14 protein-coding genes are annotated in these 20,211 nt (G+C 33.9%); 1 reads left to right on the plus strand and 13 read right to left on the minus strand.

The window, feature by feature from the left end; genetic code table 11:
* The first annotated feature begins 194 nt into the window (after nucleotides 1–194).
* Nucleotides 195–353, plus strand: coding sequence for a zinc-ribbon domain-containing protein (locus HN894_01950; protein ID MBT7142072.1), 159 nt, complete (start codon nucleotides 195–197; stop codon nucleotides 351–353).
* Nucleotides 354–696: 343 nt separating this feature from the next.
* Here the strand turns inward: HN894_01950 and HN894_01955 are convergent, their stop codons facing one another.
* The 13 genes from HN894_01955 to HN894_02015 form a co-directional block, all read right to left on the minus strand.
* Nucleotides 697–2,364, minus strand: a complete 1,668-nt coding sequence (locus HN894_01955; protein ID MBT7142073.1) for a NarK/NasA family nitrate transporter — start codon at nucleotides 2,362–2,364, stop codon at nucleotides 697–699.
* A gap of 98 nt (nucleotides 2,365–2,462) precedes the next feature.
* Entirely contained in the window at nucleotides 2,463–4,004 is a 1,542-nt protein-coding gene (locus HN894_01960) for an MFS transporter (protein MBT7142074.1), read from the minus strand.
* 75 nt (nucleotides 4,005–4,079) lie between these two features.
* Nucleotides 4,080–4,799 carry a respiratory nitrate reductase subunit gamma gene (gene narI, locus HN894_01965; protein MBT7142075.1) on the minus strand — a complete coding sequence of 240 codons (720 nt, stop codon included), beginning with the start codon at nucleotides 4,797–4,799 and terminating at the stop codon, nucleotides 4,080–4,082.
* A 43-nt stretch (nucleotides 4,800–4,842) separates the two neighbouring features.
* A complete protein-coding gene (locus HN894_01970; protein ID MBT7142076.1) occupies nucleotides 4,843–5,445 on the minus strand; it encodes a hypothetical protein in 603 nt (200 codons plus the stop codon).
* A gap of 50 nt (nucleotides 5,446–5,495) precedes the next feature.
* Nucleotides 5,496–6,986 carry a nitrate reductase subunit beta gene (narH, locus tag HN894_01975; protein MBT7142077.1) on the minus strand — a complete coding sequence of 497 codons (1,491 nt, stop codon included), beginning with the start codon at nucleotides 6,984–6,986 and terminating at the stop codon, nucleotides 5,496–5,498.
* Between the two features lie 47 nt (nucleotides 6,987–7,033).
* Nucleotides 7,034–10,654, minus strand: a complete 3,621-nt coding sequence (locus HN894_01980) for a nitrate reductase subunit alpha (GenBank protein ID MBT7142078.1) — start codon at nucleotides 10,652–10,654, stop codon at nucleotides 7,034–7,036.
* 67 nt (nucleotides 10,655–10,721) lie between these two features.
* A complete protein-coding gene (locus HN894_01985; protein ID MBT7142079.1) occupies nucleotides 10,722–11,537 on the minus strand; it encodes a cytochrome c in 816 nt (271 codons plus the stop codon).
* Nucleotides 11,538–11,562: 25 nt separating this feature from the next.
* Nucleotides 11,563–12,750 carry a quinol:cytochrome C oxidoreductase gene (locus HN894_01990; protein ID MBT7142080.1) on the minus strand — a complete coding sequence of 396 codons (1,188 nt, stop codon included), beginning with the start codon at nucleotides 12,748–12,750 and terminating at the stop codon, nucleotides 11,563–11,565.
* A 66-nt stretch (nucleotides 12,751–12,816) separates the two neighbouring features.
* On the minus strand, nucleotides 12,817–13,419 hold the full coding sequence (locus HN894_01995; protein MBT7142081.1) for a cytochrome c: 603 nt from the start codon (nucleotides 13,417–13,419) through the stop codon (nucleotides 12,817–12,819).
* Nucleotides 13,406–13,948: a DUF3341 domain-containing protein gene (locus tag HN894_02000; protein MBT7142082.1), complete on the minus strand. Its 543-nt coding sequence runs from the start codon at nucleotides 13,946–13,948 to the stop codon at nucleotides 13,406–13,408. Before HN894_02000 ends, HN894_01995 begins: the two co-directional genes overlap by 14 nt.
* A complete protein-coding gene (gene nrfD, locus HN894_02005; GenBank protein MBT7142083.1) occupies nucleotides 13,941–15,293 on the minus strand; it encodes a polysulfide reductase NrfD in 1,353 nt (450 codons plus the stop codon). Before nrfD ends, HN894_02000 begins: the two co-directional genes overlap by 8 nt.
* A gap of 95 nt (nucleotides 15,294–15,388) precedes the next feature.
* Nucleotides 15,389–18,388: a TAT-variant-translocated molybdopterin oxidoreductase gene (locus tag HN894_02010; GenBank protein MBT7142084.1), complete on the minus strand. Its 3,000-nt coding sequence runs from the start codon at nucleotides 18,386–18,388 to the stop codon at nucleotides 15,389–15,391.
* Nucleotides 18,389–18,426: 38 nt separating this feature from the next.
* On the minus strand, nucleotides 18,427–19,581 hold the full coding sequence (locus tag HN894_02015; GenBank protein ID MBT7142085.1) for a c-type cytochrome: 1,155 nt from the start codon (nucleotides 19,579–19,581) through the stop codon (nucleotides 18,427–18,429).
* Nucleotides 19,582–20,211: the final 630 nt, after the last annotated feature.

Consider the following 20,211-nt stretch of genomic DNA (forward strand, 5'->3'; position numbering starts at 1 on the left):
CCTCAATTTTCCTCCCAAATTATAGATAGCTGGCTATCAGGGATTTTGGGTTTAGTTTTATAAATTAGCCCATATTTATTATCAAACAGATAATTAAAGATACCATCTGCCAAGGCATAGCTATAGAAAGAAGGGATCCCGAAGAAGCGTTTAGCAAAGATAAATATTTTCTCAAAAACTATTTTGAGTTTTAGATTTTTGCCAATATAAATTGTAACAAAATAAGCTATAGCATTGATAAGGACAACAATATTTCTGATAGATCGGATATTGAACAAATTGAACTTTGCAAAAATTGCAACAATCGACTTGATGAAGGATTTGTATTTTGTCCATACTGTGGAATTCAATAGGAATAATGATGAAAAAACCCATTAGACAATAAATAAAAGTAAAAATTTCAGCAATTCTGAAATAAAAAAAAGTCCCGTACTTCAATACGGGACTTTTCTGAAAAAAATCAAACTCAAAATCTGAATTCAAAATTTTTGGATTTTTTATGAAAATAATTGCAATTTAAAAATTCAACTTAGGAGTTAATATTACATGTTTCGTTAAATACAATTGTCTCTGACAGAACTCGTAACTCGTATTCACGCAACTCACAACAAAAATTCAACTTACTACCTGCGATTTAAAAATTAATATTTTACTAATTTATTGAGGTCTGAATATAGTTCTATGTTTAGTAAATCACTATGGATTTTTTATATCAGCTTTAGGGCCAAGATAGTACCACCAATTTAATACAGCACAAATGGCGTAGAAAGCCGCAAATCCATATAGAGCATATTCAGGAGTAGTCAGTTTCATTTGCTCCCCAAGAACTTTTGGAATAATGAATGCTCCATACGCAGCAACTGCTGAAGTCCATCCTAAAACAGGACCAGCTTGTTCTTTGTTAAATACCATTGCAATAGTTCGGAATGTTGAGCCATTGCCAATTCCTGTAGCTGCAAAAAGAATTATAAGGAGAATAAAAAATGGCATAAAAAAGTCTTGCGGTGTTTCAGAGTGATATGCCTGAGCCATATAATATGCAACACCAAGTGCTGCAAGTACCATTATAATTGATACTATCTGAGTGATTAAAGCACCACCAAATTTATCTGACAATTTTCCCCCAACCGGACGAATTAAGGCTCCAATAAACGGACCAGCCCAAGCAAACATAAATGCACTCGGTCCATCCGGATTTGATACATCGTGCATCCATTGCCCATCAGGTCCAAGAGTATGAATATATCCAAAAATGAATTTGATTGATAGTGGAACTGCTGCAGAAAATCCAATAAACGAACCAAATGTCATGGTATAAATGATTGTCATTACCCAAGTATGTTTGTTATCAAATATTGCGTATTGTCTTTTTAAATTTGATTTTATTTCTCCAGGAGATGCAAGTTTTAGAAGAAAAACTGTTAAGCCAATTATTATTGGAAGAATTACCCACTTGTTTTTCAATACATTACTCACAAATGCATTATCTCCCGGGTCTAAACCAATTGGTGGCGGTAGGATGAAAAATAAGCCTAATCCGGCAGTTAAAAATCCGAGAAAAAGTAACCATGAAATTCGTCCAAATGAAATAAGTGGATTTTTTAAGTTGGGTGTAACTGCTTCTGTTTTTATATTGTTCATACCAAACCAACCAAAAAATGCAAGCGGCACTAACCATAAAACCCAGACCCATCCGGCATTTGCAATCCATGTAGTCGATCCGGCGGCAATTCTCTTAAAAATTGTACCCGATGGTCCAGAAAGTTCTAATTCTACTCCGCTCAAAGAACCAAGCAATGGAACTGTCATCGCAAGAGGTATAAGTATTTGCATAGTTGTAACACCGAAATTTCCTAATCCGGCATTAAGCCCTAAAGATGTTCCTTGTACTCTTTTAGGATAAAAGAAACTAATATTACTCATGGAAGAGGCGAAATTTCCACCACCAAAACCAGAAAGAAAGGCAAGAAATTGAAATTGCCATAAGGGTGTTGAACTGTCTTGTAATGCTATTGCAGTGCCGATAGCTGGAATCAAAAGTAGGGCAGTAGTAAAAAAGATTGTATTTCTTCCGCCTGCCAATCTAATAAAAAAGGTACTTGGAATTCTCAGTGTTGCTCCAGTTAAGCCGGCAATTGCTGCAAGCGTAAGCATCATACTTTTGTTTGTTGCAGGATCGGGATCAAATATAAAACCTAAGTTAATCATCTGAACTCCGATAATTCCCCACATCAGCCAGACTGCGAACCCAACCAACAGACTTGGAATAGAAATCCACAGGTTTCGAGTAGCAATTTTTTTTCCTGTTGAATTCCAGAAATTTGCATCTTCAACATTCCAATCAGTAATATTAATATTCGACATAATTTATTTTTTTGTAAAATTTAATTCAAATTTTGTTGTATCCTTCTCGCACCAAAGAATTACAAATTTTCTTTGTTCACAATCACTCAGTTTGGGTACTAATCAAAACTATCTACAAATGCATTTTTGGGTTCTTTTAGCATTATAAAACAATATATGAGGCTAATCAAAGCACCGGCAGAAAGCATATATAAGAAAGATTTATCATCCATAAAATTGTATAAAAACAAATATGTTACAGCCCCAACATTACCAAAAGCTCCTGCCATACCGGCAATTCTTCCTGTCATTTCTTTTTTTATGGACGGAATCATTGCGAAAGTTGCACCTTCAGCACCTTGAACAAAGAAAGAAGCAAACATTGTAATTGCTACAGAAACAATCAACCAACCAATCGTGTTAAATTGTGGAAGTAGTGTAACTTCACCCTCTGCACCTATTGGTCCATATTTTGAAATAATCGCCATAAGAAAAAATCCAATTGAAATCCCTGCCATGTAAAGCAACATTGTATTCTTACGTTTTCCCATTTTATCGGAAATTAAACCTCCTAATGGACGAGCAACTAAATTCATAAAAGCAAATGAACCTGCAACTGCTCCTGCCATTGTTAAGGTCATAATACGAGATCCATCTTCATATAGTAAATTGCTGAAAACTTCATAAAAGAACATTGGAAGCATTGAAACGATAGCCAGTTCGGCACCAAAGTTTGCAAAATATGTAGTATTCAGTGCCCCAACACTTCCAAACGGGAATTTGTCTTTTTCCGGTACTCCAACTTTTAAGCGAGGAAGATTGGTTCTTACAATTCTTACAACATCGGCAAGATATACTGCTCCAAGTATTATCCAGGCTATCCAAACTTGAGCCCAACTTATCATATGTTCGGCATAAATCATTTGCTTATGTAAAACATACACAACCAGCCCAAGAGCACCATATAATGGTAATTCCCAAACGATATATTGCACTAAATCAAAATAGGATGAAACGGGCATTGCACCTCCACTTTTCTTCTTGATGGAAGGTTTTATTCCTTCAGGATAATCATTAACAATGAAGAAATATATTACACCGTATATTGCAGCTATTATGCTTGTAATTGCAAGAGACCAACGCCAGTCGCCCCCTAACATATTCACAGCTACAAAAGGAACCATTGCAGCTGCAGCTGCAGATCCAAAGTTTCCCCAGCCGGCATAAAAACCTTCGGCTCGACCAATATATTTAGGTGTAAACCAGTTTGCTGTCATTTTGATACCAATAACAAAACCGGCACCAATGGCACCAAGAGCTAATCTTGATAAAACTAATTGTGTAAAGTTATTCCCAAAAGCAAATGTTAAACCCGGGATTATCATGATTACCATTAGACCTGCAAATATTCGTCTTGGTCCATACTTGTCAATCAAACCTCCTACAATAATTCGTGCAGGTATTGTTAAAGCCACGTTTGTTACCAATAATGCTTTAACGTTCGATTTCGAAAGCCATTCAAACTGTTCTATCATTTTTGAAAGAACACCGGCCATATTGAACCATACAACAAATGTGAGAAAGAATGCTATCCAAGTAAGATGTAAAGTTCTTATACTCGGATCTTTAAAATTAATTAATGATGGTGCTATTTTGCTCATATAATAAAATATTTAATAAAAGTATTACAATTGAAAATGTATGTTTATAAAACCAAACAAATAATTAATTCCTGTCTAATTATTTTTAGGCCGTTTTCCAACATGTATTTCTCGTGAATTCCTGATTTTATTTTTATCCCAGTTCCAAATTACTCTTTGATAGCTTCTGAAGAAATACCTAAATGGATATACTAAAAAGTGAACAAATCTGGTAAAAGGAATTATTGCTAAAATTGTAAATGCTGAAATTGCATGAATCTGAATAAAAATTGGCATTGCTTCAAGAGCCGCAGTATCAGGCGATAATATAAACAGAGATTTTAAATAAGGTGTCATTGTAGATGCAAACCACGAAGTACCCCAACGATGGAAATATGCAACAATTAGTCCTGTAACAATCTGAACAAATAATACAATATAAACAACTACATCCATTTTTGAAGTTACAATTTGAATTCTTTTTGTTTGTAACCTTCTAATAATTAAAATAATTAATCCCCATAAGGCTGAAAGTGCAAACCCAAATGCAGCAATTTCAATTATCAAAAGTCGTAAATATTGTCCGTTCCATGCCAATACTGTTTCTGGGAAAAGAAAACCAATAAGATGTCCAAAAAATAAAAACATCAAACCCCAATGAAAAGGACGTACTCCTTTATAAAGGGTTCTCCCTTCAAGAAACTGCGATGACAATGAAGAGTATTCAAACTCTAATGATTGATACCTGTAAATTGTACCAATAATCATAATTAATATTGAGGCGTATGGCAGCCCTACAAAGAAGAAGTTACTCATAATCTTTATTATTTTATATTGTCATTTTTGTTAGCTATCCTACTTACTTTCGTGATTTGCAGGCATGTGGGTTGCAGTTAATATTTTTTAGAAAATTTGTTTTGTCATTATTTGTAACAACAAATTGCTTATAGTTAAGATCTTTAAAGTCTGTTTCCATAATATTCAAAAGCGTTACCAGATTTTTTCTGTAAACATTACTTTTGTCTTCAAAAGTTTTCAACATTTCTTTTAATGCTGGTATCATTATACTATAGCCTAATTCTTCTGCAAAATTTTTATCGGCAATTTTTGGCAACAACCTTAACATATTTGGTAAATGATCAGCAAGTTCAGAACCACAATCGCTTTTTGCCTTAATATGCTCATTTCTTAAATTAACAAGAAACTCCCCTCTTTTGTAATCTTCTCCAAAAAGTATATAACCTATATCAAGATAGCACAAAGCTTGGATATCAAAAGTTTTAATGTAGTATTCAGTTTGTTTTTCAACGGGTGTTTCTTCAACAAAGGATAAAAAAGCCTCAACATTTTCCTGATTTTCAGGATAGAGATTAATAATAGTTTCATTTATTTCACTAACCTTTTTTGCTAAATCTTGGTTGGGATAACTAAATAGAGACGCTAATGCTGAATAATGTTTCATTTATGTTGGGATATGTGATTTGAGATTTTAGTGTTTTAAATACAAATTTTTTATAATCCTCGCTCTGGTTTATTTAAAAAGCCAAAACCGGTATTACCTTTAACATCGCCAGTATCTTCAATTAGTTCCATTGCTTCTTCACGGTGTGCTTCCGGTATAATAAACCGTTGTTCAAATTTTGCTAATGAAGTCAACCTAAAAATTGCATCGGCCATTTCGGTATCAATATTTGAAGCTCTTAGAGCTTCTACAGCTTCATTTTTGTCAATATCTCCAACTGTTACATCTCTACGATGAATTCTTACTGCTTGCAATTTTCTTAATACTTCTTTTATTTTTTCGGTATCACCGGCAGTAAACAGGCTCGCCAAATATTTTAGAGGAGGTCTTGTATCTTCAGCTTTTCCCCAAAGAGAATCAGTTGTACTATCATATGTATTACCCTTTGTACTTGCCATTGTTGGCAATAGTGGGGGTACATAAAATAAATTTGGTAATGTTCGGTATTCAGGGTGCAGAGGTAGTGCAATTCCCCATTTTTTCACAAACTTATAAACAGGCGAATTCTGAGCTGCATCAATTGTTGAATCAGCAATACCATTCTTTTTTGCAGCAGCTATTACTGTTGGATCAAATGGATCTAAATAAATATCTAATTGTTTTTCAACTAAATCTTTATTTTCACATGAAGCAATTTCTTCTATTCTGTCAGCATCATAAAGCATAACTCCAAGATAACGAATTCTACCAACACATGTGTGCATACAAGCTGGTGCTTGCCCGGTTTCGACTCTAGGAAAACAAAGAATACATTTTTCTGATTTTCCAGTATTCCAATTATAATAACTTTTTTTATAAGGACAAGCTGTTACGCACATTCTCCACGCACGACAACGTTTTTGATTTATAAGAACAATTCCGTCTTCACCTCTTTTGTAAATTGCTCCGGAAGGGCAAGATGCTACACAAGCAGGATTAAGGCAATGGTTGCATATCCTTGGCAGATAAAACATTACCATCCTTTCTAATTGGAACATTGTCTTTTTTTCTTCTTCGGTCAAATCCTGTAGGTTTGTGTCTTGTCGGGCATAGTCAATCGAACCACTGAGATCATCATCCCAATTTGGACCTGCTTTTACGTCAATAGGGTCGCCGGTAACTAATGAAACTGTCCGTGCCACAGGTTGGTCATCACCTTCAGGTGCCTCAAAAAGATTTGAATATTTATAGGTCCATGGTTCATAATAATCATCCAGAACTGGGAGATTAGGATTATGAAAAATTTTATTCATTCCCTTTACTTTACCTGCACCAATTAAATCGACCGATTCGCCTTTTTTCTTCCAACCACCTTTGTAGATTTCCTGATCCTCCCACTTCATAGGATAACCTGTTCCCGGTTTTGTTTCAACATTATTCCACCACATATATTCAGCTCCTTTTCTATCAGTCCAAATATTTTTACATGCAATTGAACAAGTATGACAACCAATGCACTTATCCATATGGAATACCATTGATATTTGTGATCTTACGTCCATCTGTTATTTTTTTTTTAAAATATAAAATAGTCAATAATAATATTCAATTAATGGTCTTCAATAACAACTTTTTCCATTTTTTGAACAACAACATGAGTATCCCGATTTACACCAACCGGTCCCCAATAATTAAAATGATAAGTAAATTGACCGTAGCCTCCAAGAAGTAAATTTGGTTTCAAGTGAACTCGTGTTAAACTATTATGTCCACCACCACGGCGGTTTCCCCTGACTTGCGATTTTGCAAGTTGATAAGTACGTTCCGGTGAATGATAAACTATGCAAACACCTTTTGGAATTCGTGCACTTACGCAAGCTCTTGTGCAATACACTCCATTATCATTGTGAACTTCAACATAATCGTTATCTTTAATTCCCATTTCTTCAGCATCAATTTCACTCAACCAACATGGTTCTGTACCTCTCGACAAGGATAGCATTCGTAATGTATCTCCGTATGTTGAGTGAATATGCCATTTACCGTGAGGTGTAAGTACATTTAGAACTCTCGCCTTATCTTCAACTACGGTTTGCCGTAATTCTCCATAAACCTCAGGTTTTGGTGAGGGTTTATATGTTGGCAAATGTTCTCCGAATTTAATATAACCTTCATGATCTAAATAAAAATGCTGACGACCTGTTAAAGTTCTCCATGGAACTAAACGTTCAATATTGTAAGTATAAGCTGAATAAGCTCTTCCGTCATTCATTAATCCGGACCATAATGGTGAGTTATTGTATCGTTTAGGTTGTGCTTGCAGGTTTTTGTATGTCAATTTTACATCTTTGCTACCTTCACCTAAATCTCTAAGTTTCAACCCTGTGCGTTTCTCTGCATTTTCGTATGCCCTATCGCTTAAAACACCATTTGTAAGTGAAGAAAGGTGAAGTACTGCCTCAACTGCTTCTACATCGTCTTTTAGAGAAGGATAAATTTCTCCATCAATTTTTTGAATATGGTCTGGTTCTTTGAGCATCATATCATAATAATCTCCACATTGATAGGGATTACCATGTGCTCCTAAACCATTTTTTATATTTCTGCCAAGACTGATATATTTCTCATAAATTTTTGTATAATCTCTTTCTACAATAGCAAGATTGTGCATTGTTTTGCCTGGTATAGGTTCACATTCACCCTTGCTCCAATCTTTTATTTCTGTTTGAGAAATTTCGCCGGGAGTGTCGTGTAAAATTGGCACATTTACAAGATCTTTTACCGGTGAAGGAATATGCTCTTTTGCTAATTCACTTGTAGCACGTGCAATTTCTTTAAAAATTTGCCAATCGCTTTTTGCTTCCCAAACCGGATTGATAGCTGCAGATAATGGATGAATAAATGAGTGCATATCTGTACTATTCAAATCGGCCTTTTCGTACCACGAGGCTGCTGGGAGTACGATATCTGAATAAAGTGCCGAAGTATCCATTCTGAAGTTTAAATCTACAACTAAATCCATTTTTCCTTCAGGATTGTCATCTGTCCATTCTATATCTTTTACGAATTTATCTGCAACCTCGTCTGCTATAGTATTGTTATGTGTTCCAAGATAATGTTTTAAAAAGAATTCATGTCCTTTTGAACTTGAGTTTATTGCATTTCCTCTCCAAATATACCACACTCGCGGAAAACTTTTTTCATTATCCGGTTTAGCAACAGCATGGATTAATTCTTTGCTTTTTAGTTTTTCAACAACATATTTTTTAATATCATCGTCGTTTTTTGCACCCGATTTTTCGGCATCGGTAATAATATCAAGACTATTTTTTGTATATTGAGGATAAAATGGCATCCATCCGTTTCTCACAGCTTTAACAATATGATCAGCTGTATGTTGTTTCGAAAAATCGTTTTCCGGAACAGTATTATAGTCAGCTTGATTTCCGTCATATCTCCATTGGTTTGAATTAATATAGTGCCAAATAGGAGCTTGTTGAAGTCTTACTGCAGATTGCCAATCTTTTGCGGACATAATTGCTGACCATGAATCCATCGGGGCAAGTTTTTCTTGTCCCACATAATGATTCATTCCTCCTCCGTTTACTCCAATACTTCCTGTTAGCATAAGTGCCATAGTCCCTGCTCGGTATATCAAATTATTGTGATACCAGTGATTAATACCAGCACCAATTATAATCATACACTTACCGTTAGTAGCTTCAGCAGTTCTTGCCCATTCACGTGCAAACTGAAGAATAGTATTTCTTCCAATTCCTGTAAATATTTCTTGCCATGCCGGTGTATATGCAGTATTTTTATCATCATAAGATTCTGGGTAACTCCCTGCAAGACCTCTGTCAATTCCGTATTGTCCCATTATCAAATCATAAACAGTAGTAACAGGTACTTTTCCTCTTATCGTATCTACAAATTTTACTGGTACTCCTCGTTCTTCTTTTACACCAAGTCCAAATTCGGTAAATTCAACTTGCAATACTTCGTCGTTGTTTTCAATCAAAGATAGAATTGGATCGTATGAAGTACCATCTTCTGCGTCTTCAAATTTCATATTCCATTTGCCAGGCTTGCTATCCCACCTGTGCCCAGAACTTCCTCCGGGGCAAACAAAATTTCCTGTTGCAGAATCAATGTTTAGGAATTTCCAATCGCCATTCTCAATATTTTTGTATTTTTCTATCTGGTTAGCCCGCAACATTTTAGCAGGAACAAATTTGCCATTTTCTTCAACTAATTCAACAAGAAACGGACTATCAGTATATTTTTTTGTATAATCAATAAAATAAGGAGTTTTTTTATCAACATGGTATTCTTTGAGAATTACATGGGTAACAGCCATCCAGTATGCACCATCTTGACCGGCATGAATTGGAATCCATTGATCGGAATATTTTGCCACCATATTAAAGTCCGGAGACATTACAACTGTTTTTGTTCCATTGTGTCGGGCTTCAGAAAAGAAGTGTACATCAGGTGTTCTAGTCATTCCAAGATTGGCACCCATCGCTACAATGAATTTTGAATTATACCAGTCTGCACTTTCTCCAACATCTGTTTGTTCTCCCCAAATTTCTGGAAATGAGTTTGGAAGATCACAATACCAATCATAAAAACTGAGATTTATTCCACCCATAAGTTGTAAAAATCGCGAACCTGCAGCATAGCTTAGCATTGACATTGCAGGAATTGGAGAAAAACCAGTAATTCTATCAGGTCCATATCTTTTTACTGTAGATATATTAGAAGCTGCCATCAATTCAAGTGCTTCATCCCATGATACTCTTCGGAATCCTCCTTTACCTCTTGCTTTTTGATATCTTTTTCTTTTTTCAGGATCGTTTTGAATATTTTCCCATGCTTTTACGGCATCGCCTGTTTTTTCTTTTTCTGCTTTAAATAAATCAAGAAGAGCTCCACGCATCAATGGATATTTTACACGAATTGGACTGTATAAGTACCAAGAAAATGAAATTCCACGCTGGCAACCTCTTGGTTCATAAGGAGGTAATGAACTTTCTAATTCTGGATAATCTATGGCTTGTGTTTCCCATACAACTATTCCATCTTTTACATGAATATTCCAACTACATCCGCCGGTACAGTTTACTCCGTGTGTACTACGAACAACTTTATCGTGTTGCCATCTGTTTCTGTAAAATTCTTCCCATTTTCTTAAATCCGGTCTAATTAAATCTTGTATCCAACTCATTTATAAAAGGTGTTTAAATTTTTGTCAAAATTGATATTTTCAAAATTCTCTTTCAAAAATTTTATAATTATGAACTTCTTATTTGACGACTAAATATTTCGTCTCTCACTCCAGCTTTTTTTGTGTTTTTCCAAAACAGATTAATAACTGCAAGAATTACTACAAAGAAAATTGCTCCAAATAGGAAGAACATTCCTTTGAACTGCCCGGGAGAATGGTATAATTGCTCTTCTTTTGTTGTTTTAAGAAATAATTCAAGATTTGCATGCTCTTCAACTGTAAGAGGTGAATTACTATATGAATTTATCATAGCCGGCATGCTTGTTTCCATTGATGCAACAACTCCTTCAACATAGGATGTTGATAAATCCATTGCCATAAGTCCTCCAAAAGACACTTCATTATGACGTATGTTATGACATGAGAGACAACTAGGACCTCCATTAATTAATGCCAATTCGCCTGTGAACATTTGCCTTCCCTTTTCAGCATCAGGTTTAAATATCAACGATTCTTTTCCTGAACCTTCTTCACTACTACTATTTTCAGAAGCTCCTCCGCTTGCAATATAATCAAGCATTGCTTGAATTTCTGCTACAGAATTTGAATGTGATGGCATCGGTTTTTTCTTAAATTCTTCAAAAATTGCAACAGCATCAGCATCTCCCGAAGCAATTAAATCTTTTGAAGATTTGATAAATTTAACTATCCAGTCGAAATCTCTTTTTGAAGTAACACCAGATAAATCTGGTCCAACTTTGATTCCTCCGCCTATCGTATGACAAGCTTGGCAATGCTTTTTGTAAAGTGCAGCACCGTCTTGAGCATATGTAGTAGCTGCTAAGAACAAAAATGATGCAATAAATGAAGCTATGTATTTCATATAAAATATAGTTTTATTTTTTGATTTAATGTAATTCGTGCATTAAGCTTTCTTCAATATATGGATGATTTTCGGGTATCAGTTTTGCTTTACTCAATGTTCTTGAAACTGCAAAAATAAACAATCCCAAGAACCCTAAGAACATGCCTATTTCAACAAAACCTATAGAATTAATACCCATAGGTGAGGATTCTGAAATTGTTGAGCCGGGCATAACTTGTAAATATAAATCAACCCACATTCCAATCATTAAAACTACAGCAGTAATTAAAAGTGCATTTATGTTTTTTGCAATTTTGTTTAACATTAAAAATAAGAATGGAAATAACCAATTAAGAATAACATTTACATAGAAAAGTACTTTCCATTCACCACTAATTCTTGTTTGATAGTAAAAAGTTTCTTCAGGCATGTTTGCATACCAAATTAATAGAAATTGCGAAAACCACATATATGCCCAAATAATTCCGAGAATGAACATATATTTTGACAAATCATGTAAATGAGATTTATTCAACATAGGAAAATGTCCTTGTTTATGTAACAGAATTACTATCAATGCTAATATTGCTGAGCCATGCAAAAATGCTGACACAAGATTCTTAATAGCAAATATAGTACTGAACCAATGAGCATCTATCGACATTATCCAATCAAATGTTCCAAAGCTAAATGTTACAGCTAGAGCAAAAATGAATACTTTTGAATAGAATTCACTTTTGTGAAAATATTCCATTCCTCCAATCAAATCTTCTTTTAATGAAAATTTTCGTAACAAAGCAATTAAGACAATCCAAACTGCGAAAATGATCAAATATCTTATTATAAAAAATGGAGTATTCAGATAAGGTGATTTGTGTTTTAGTAATGCGTCAGCTTCAACTGCATCGTGGTGTGACCAGTGGTATATTGAATGTGCCCCAAAAAGCACAAAAATAAATAAAAGTACTGCTGCATAAGGAATATAGCTTCCCATAGCTTCTGCAATTCTTTTAAACATTGACGACCAGCCGGATTGAGTAATATATTGAATTGCCATGAAGAAAGTAGCTCCTATCGCAAGAGATATGAAATAATAGTTGTTTATCAAATAGTTTGCCCAAGTTCTTTGAGGATTTGACAAAAACCCTACGATTATAGCCGCAATACCGATAAGGACAAGGATAATTGAAGCTATCCTTAATTTTGGTGATACTGTATATGCTTTATCCATTTTCAAATTTTTGTATTCAATGAATTACCTTTATAGTATAAAAAGTTTAACAACTTAGAAGGGTCGCTATTTTTCTAATTTGTTTTTTATATAACTTACAACTTTCCATCTATCTTCGGGTTTTATTTGTGCACTATGCGAGCCCATAAATCCCGAAACTGAACCCATTGTGATAACATGAAATATCTCTCCATCGGGTTTGTTTTGTACAAAATCATCAACTAGTGAGGTAACTTCTGTGTTGAATTTTCTGGAAGTTACTAAATGTCCGTCACCTTTTCCTGTTTCGCCGTGACACATTGCACAATTTATTTTGTAGATTTCTTGTGCTTCTATATAATCTTGTTCGGTAGGCAACAATGGGTTTTTCAAATTAATACCAGCCATAACTTGTCCAGAATCTGTTCTTTGATATTGATATGGAATTGCTCCTCTTGCGATTGTTCCGGCAACTGGTGGCTGAGCAGTTTTTCCATCTGTAAAATTCGGATTAATGGAGTAATATTCATAGGCTTCGGAAGGTGCCATATCGTTAAAATATGTATATCCTGGATGATTCCTATTATCATGATTACAGGATGAAAAAATCAAAAGCATTGAAAGAACTACTAATATTGTCGAATTTCTGAATTTATTTTGCATAAGAAGTTTAGCTTTAAATATTTTCAATATTTTCTTTTTCTCCGGTTTCTATTGCTCCATTTTCGAATAAAACAGAATTTATTCTATTTGTTTCTTCTTTCGACATATCTTCAGGTTTTTCAATAACAATTACAAATTTGTCGTCTGTAATATCGTTATGAACAACAACTGCTTCTTTGCCTGGTCCAAGTTTTTGTCTGATAAAAAAAGTACCAAGTGATAAAACAATTCCAACATTGATAGTCATAACAAACAGAATAATTATAAACGAAAGTGTATTATTTGGTTTTCCGCCTATTACAATTGGAATGTCAATAACAGAAGTCCAATACAAAAAAGCATAAGTTAATGAAATACCAAATACTCCATATATGAATGCAGCATATGGCATTCTAGTTTTTAGTCCCATTTCATGAAAAACTTCGTGAATTGGATATGGAGTAAAGACATTTTTGATTTTTATTCCGGCAGACTTTATTTTTTTCATCGCCTCAAGGAAAATATCTTCCTCATCGAAAACTCCAAATATATTGTTATTTTTATCAGTACTAATCATTGCTTGTTGGTTTTAATACTCCCTTAACTTCGCTAATTGCAATCATGGGAATGTATTTGAAAAATAATAATACTCCACAAACAAATAATCCCAACGTTCCGACATATACACCTACTTCTACAACTGTAGGAGAATATGATGACCAATTTGATGGCAAATAATCTTTCGACAAGGAGGTAATTACTATTACATATCTTTCGAACCACATTCCAAGATTTATAAACAATGAGATTATAAATACAATAGTGATATTTTTTCTAATTTTTTTGAACCAAAACAGTTGTGGAATAAGAGCATTACAAATTACCATCCCGTAGAAACCAATCATATAATCTCCGGTAATTCGATTATTGAAGAATGTGTAAAACTCATATTCACTCCCCGAATACCATGCGATAAATATCTCTGTTGAGTAGGCAGTTCCCATTATCAAGCTTATAAAAATAAGAATTTTTGCAATTGCGTTTAAATGTTTATCAGTAACATAAGCTTGATATTTATAAAACTTTCGGATAATAATCATAAGTGTGAGTACCATTCCGAAACCTGAGAATATTGCTCCAATTACAAAATAAGGAGGAAAAACTGTAGTATGCCAACCCGGCATTACCGATGTTGCAAAGTCCATAGAAACTATTGAATGAACAGATATAACAAGTGGAGCAGTCAAACCACCAAGAATCATTGCCAAAGCTTCAAAACGAAGCCATCCTCTTGCAGAACCAACCCATCCGAAACTCAGAAAACCATATATTGCTTTTTTTGTTTTTGAAATGGTTTTATCTCGAATCGTAGCAAAATCAGGAATCATTCCAATATACCAAAAAGTTGCGGAAGCCATTAAATATGTACTAATTGCAACAACATCCCAAAAAAGTGGAGAATTGAAATTTACCCATAGTTCTCTTGTAGTTGGGTAGGGTATAATGAATTTAGCCATCCAGATTCGTCCCATATGAATTAGAGGAAATAGTCCGGCACACAACACAGCAACCACGGTCATTGCTTCTGCTGCACGGTTTATGGATGTTCGCCATTTTTGTCTTACAATCAACAGGAATATTGAAAATGCAGTTCCTGCATGACCAATTCCAATCCACCAAACAAAATTGACAATTCCCCATCCCCAGGCAACAGAGTTGTTCAATCCCCAAGTACCAATGCCTTCAGTAATTGTTATGTAAAAAGCCCATGCACCCCAAAGCATTGCAGCTATGCTAATAGAAAAAGCATATATCCACCACTTTGGAGGTTTATTTTCAATCGGTGCAACAATGTCTTTGGTAATATCAGCATACGATTTATTACCTTCAACGAGTACTCCTCTTACCTTAGTTTTATACATGGTTTACTCAATTTTCTTAATTAATTTTCCTCAGTATTTAGTTCTGGTTTTTCTATTGGCAACTAGCAACTATCTTCGATAAACTGTCCATTTTTTTAGCTTTTCGTATTTCTAACCTTCGTTAAATAACCTACTGACGGACGTGTATTTACTTGCTCCAATAAAAAATAATTTCTTTCATCGGAATAAGCTTTAGAAACTGCACTTTCTGACATATTCAAATCGCCAAATACTATAGCATCTGCCGGGCAGGATTGAAGACATGCTGGTTTAATTTCACCGTCTTTCAGCTCTCTGTTTTCTTTTTTGGTGTCAAGTTTTTTCTCTTGAATTCTTTGAATGCAGAACGAGCATTTTTCAACTACACCACGTGTTCTTACAACCACATCAGGATTCAAAACCATTTTTCCTAAATCGCTGTTCATATTGTAATCAAACTTATCGTTGTTTGAATATTCATACCAATTGAATCTTCGTACTCTATAAGGACAATTATTCATACAATAACGAGTTCCAATACATCTATTGTAAGCCATGTCGTTCAGACCTTCTTTGCTATTTTGTGTTGCCGCAACCGGACATACATTTTCGCAAGGTGCATTGTCACAATGTTGGCACATCACAGGATGGAAAAATACTTCGGGCTCTTCTGCTTTTTCTGCATAATACCTGTCAATTCTCATCCAATGCATGATACGCTTGTTTCGAACTTCATCGCGACCTATAACCGCAACATTATTTTCGGCCTGACAAGCAATTACACATGCACTGCATCCGGTACAAGAATTCAGATCTATTGCTAAAGCCCAATGATGTCCTTTAAACTCTCGTTCATTATATAAAGATTGTTTGTGTTTTTCTGCTTCAACGTGTTCTTCGTTTCCGGCAGAAGGATTATTTTTGTATTTTTCCAGTACAGTTGTGTGGACATGGTTACGTCCGTGCATTGTATGATGAGTTTGTGTAAGTGCTAAAATATAATTTTCTCCTGTAGGAACAAGTTTAATATCATTACCGTTGTATTTTCTGGTTCCATCACCTCTAACAAGTCTAAATGCATTTTGTCCTACAGCATTTGCTACTTTCCCTGCATTACTTCTCCCAAATCCTAAGGCAATTGCAACTGTATTCTCTGCTTGTCCGGGCTGAACAAGTATCGGCAATTCAAATAAATCATCAACAATTACAATATCTCCTAGAGATAAATGATTTTTGTCAGCAAATGTTTTTGAAACGGCAAGATAATTATCCCAACAAACTTTTGAAATTGGGTCTGGTAATTCTTGTAACCATGGATTATTTGCCTGTTTTCCGTCTCCCAGTCCTATACTTTCGTACAAAACAAACTCAATTGCTCTTTCACCAGCATCAGTACTTTTAAGTTTAGAAGCGCAGTATGAAATGTTTCCGGATGAATAATTTACAACTGTCGGATTGTTATTTTCTGATGACGAATTGCTTGAAGAAAATACGCCAGCCTGAAGTGTATTATTCCAAAATTCAGTGAAAAGAATATATTTTGATTGCTTCGAGAATAAATTTGATTCCCAATATTTTTTAATATAAGAATAATAAACATCTTTTTTTACAGTATTTTCTGCATTAGGTTCAATATTGCCAGACCAAGTAATTAGGCTTTCTTGGGCTTGACGTGTATTAAAAAGTTTATTTATAGTAGGTTGTGTTAAACTGAAAAAATCTCTTTTAAATTCAGAATCATTCCAAGATTCTAAATAATGATTGTCTGGACAAACATAGGTGGCAAGTTTTGCTGTTTCATCCAATGTATTTGAAAATGAAACGGAAAGTTTAGTTTTGCTTAGTGCCGCAGTGAATGCTTCTGAATTTTGATAATCGTAAGCTGGATTTACATTGTACATCAAGAGTGCTCCAATTTCACCTTTATTCATACGTGTAGTGAGATTATCCATTTCGCTATCAATGCCTTGTCTAATATAAACCGGTTGGTCAATATTTATGGTTATTCCATAATTGCCGAGCATTGAGTTAATATCGTTTATTACAAGCTGAATATTGGTATCATTTGAACCTGAAACTACAAGTGATTTGCCTTTTGCATACCATAATTCATCGGCAAGCGACTCGACATTAACTGTAGATTTGGGTGCCAAAACTGTTGCTTTACCGGCTTTTTTTGCAATATAATTATAAAGACTCAAAATTGCCCCGGCTTCTTGCGATGGATTTATTGGTATTCTAAAATCAGCATTACTTCCTGTTAATGTAAGCGTTGATTCAAATTGAACATGTTTCGACATCTTCAAATTTGTTTTACTTAGCTTTCTATTTTTTGAGTACTGTTTTGTGTATTCTATTGGTGAAATCCAATTTCCAAGAAAATCGGCACCAAAACTTACTATCAAATCTGCTTTATCAAAATTGTATGAAGGTAAATTCGACAATCCGAAATTTTGTTGATTTGCTTCAATGATTCCTGATGCAGAAACAGAATCGTAATTAATTATTTCTGAAGTAGGATATTTTCTTTTGAAATCTTCAAAAATGCTTTTAGTGGAAGGACTTATTACTGTAGATGAAAGAATTACTATTCTGCTATTCTTCTTTGCTATTTCATCTAGAGTCCCAACAATTTCAGTATCTATTTCTTCCCATGTTATTTCCTGCTTGTTTTTTAAGGGATTTTTAATTCTGTAATTATCGTATAAACTCAATACAGATGCTTGAACTCTTGCGTTTGTCCCACCTTTTGTAATTGGACATAAATCATTGCCCTCAATTTTTATTGGTCGTCCTTCACGTGTTTTTACAACTACACTACAGTAATCATATCCATCAAAAAAGGTTGACGCATAGTAATTTGCATTACCTGGAATTATATTTTCAGGCTTAATTAAATATGGTATAGCTTTGTTAATAGGATTTTCACAACTTGCGGCTAAAGTAACAAAACCAACTCCAAAACCAAGCATTTTCATAAAATCACGGCGCGATGTTTTCCCACTCTTCTGAATCTCATCTTCAGATAATCCATCAATTGGAAATTCCGGTTCCGGTTCCTTTTTAGTTTTTGAATCTATGTCTAATTCCTCTAAACTTCTCCAATAATCTTTCATACTTTGCAAAAAATTTCGTGTCCTCGTTTAATTGTTGGCTAATAGTGACATTTTGAACAATTAGTTCCGCCAACGTCATCTACAGTAACTTCTTTTATTTTTCCGGACTTAATATCCTCGTGATGTTTGTAGGATGAATAGTATTTATTATCAAACTGAACTTTTTCTGTTTTATGGCAATTTATACACCATCCCATGCTCAAATCATTAACTTGTTGAATCCTTCCCATTTTTTCAACTTCACCATGGCATTTATTACAATCCAATTTGCCAACATTAACATGCTGCGCATGACTAAAGAAAACATGGTCGGGTAAGCTATGAACTTTTACCCATTGAATTGGTTCTTTCGATTCGAAGGCTTTGTGAATTTTATTTATCTCTTCTTCGCCAGTATTTGTTCCGTATCGGATTACATTGTGACAGTTTAGGCAAAGATTAGCAGATGGAATAGATGAATGCCGGCTCTCAAATGAGCTTGTATGGCAATAGTTGCAATCAATTTTATTATCACCAGCATGAATTCTATGTGAAAATTTTATTGGTTGGTCCGGCTCAAAACCTTGACTTCTTCCCAAATATGTTGCTTCTTCGTTAATGGCTTTTCCTGAAATTGCAAAACCTACAAATATTAGCATAACATTAATAAGCCTTATTTTTAACAGTCTTGTGAATGCTAAATCTATTAGTGGAATGAGAATTAATAAGATTCCAAGTATAAAAACCCAAGAGGTTGAAGTAGGCGCATTATTAAAATCATTATCAAGAAAGTTTGGATCAGCATCTAATTTTTTTGTTTCAAAAGTAATATAATCAACTAATGATAAAACTTCATCCTTAGAATAATCATGACGAGGCATAGGAAGATTTTCATTTTCTTTGAAAAGTCTTAATGCTGCAGTATCTCCAGAAGCAATAACTAAATCTGAAGCTTGAATAAATTTAATTAACCACTCTTCAGAATGCTTTTCTTTGATACCTGCTAAATCTGGTCCAATAAGTCTTCCTTTACCAATTGTATGGCATCGTGCACAAGACTCAAATAGTTCTGATTGAGACCTCATTGAAAGCGTAGTTTCTTTTTTTATGGAATCGGCAACTGTAATTTCTTTGAGTTTAATAGTATCATTTTGTGCCGAAACATTTATGATTACTAAAAAATAAAATACAGATAGTGAAATAACAAATTTCATTAAATATAATATTAATTACTGAGGTGAATATTTTTTCCCACTGATTTTACAATGGATATATATACAATATTTTTTAATTACAATCCCTAAAGCTTGAGGATAAAAGAGTTAACAGATTAGAGAAAACGAATGATTTAATATTCTTAAATGATTTCTAATAGTATTTAGGTACTGCAATACATAATATATATTAAAAAAATTGCTAAAATGATACTATATTAGCAATTACAAATATTTTTGAATTACGCTATTTATAAAATAATTCAATTACGGTGAATCTAATAATTTCACAAAAAAGTTTATACATTTTTATACCTTTTTATTATCAAACTTGACACAGCTTCGCTCCGTCAGTTACATAAAGCACATTTCAGCTGGCAATGTAAACAATAGTTTTCAAAAATATAATATTTAACAAATATTTATATATATATTCAAAATAGTTCTTGTATATTAAAAGTTTCATAAGTATAATTCAATGATTTAATCCTATCTATTAGTTTTTTATCTCAAATTATTAACCTCTCTGTCGCTTTTTATGCCTAACAAATTAATTTTGCAAATTTTAACATTAAAAATAATAAATACTTTCAAAAGTTTTTATAATCTGAGACGATTTATTTATTGTTC

The sequence above is a fragment of the Bacteroidota bacterium genome, assembly GCA_018692315.1.
GTDB lineage: Bacteria > Bacteroidota > Bacteroidia > Bacteroidales > JABHKC01 > JABHKC01.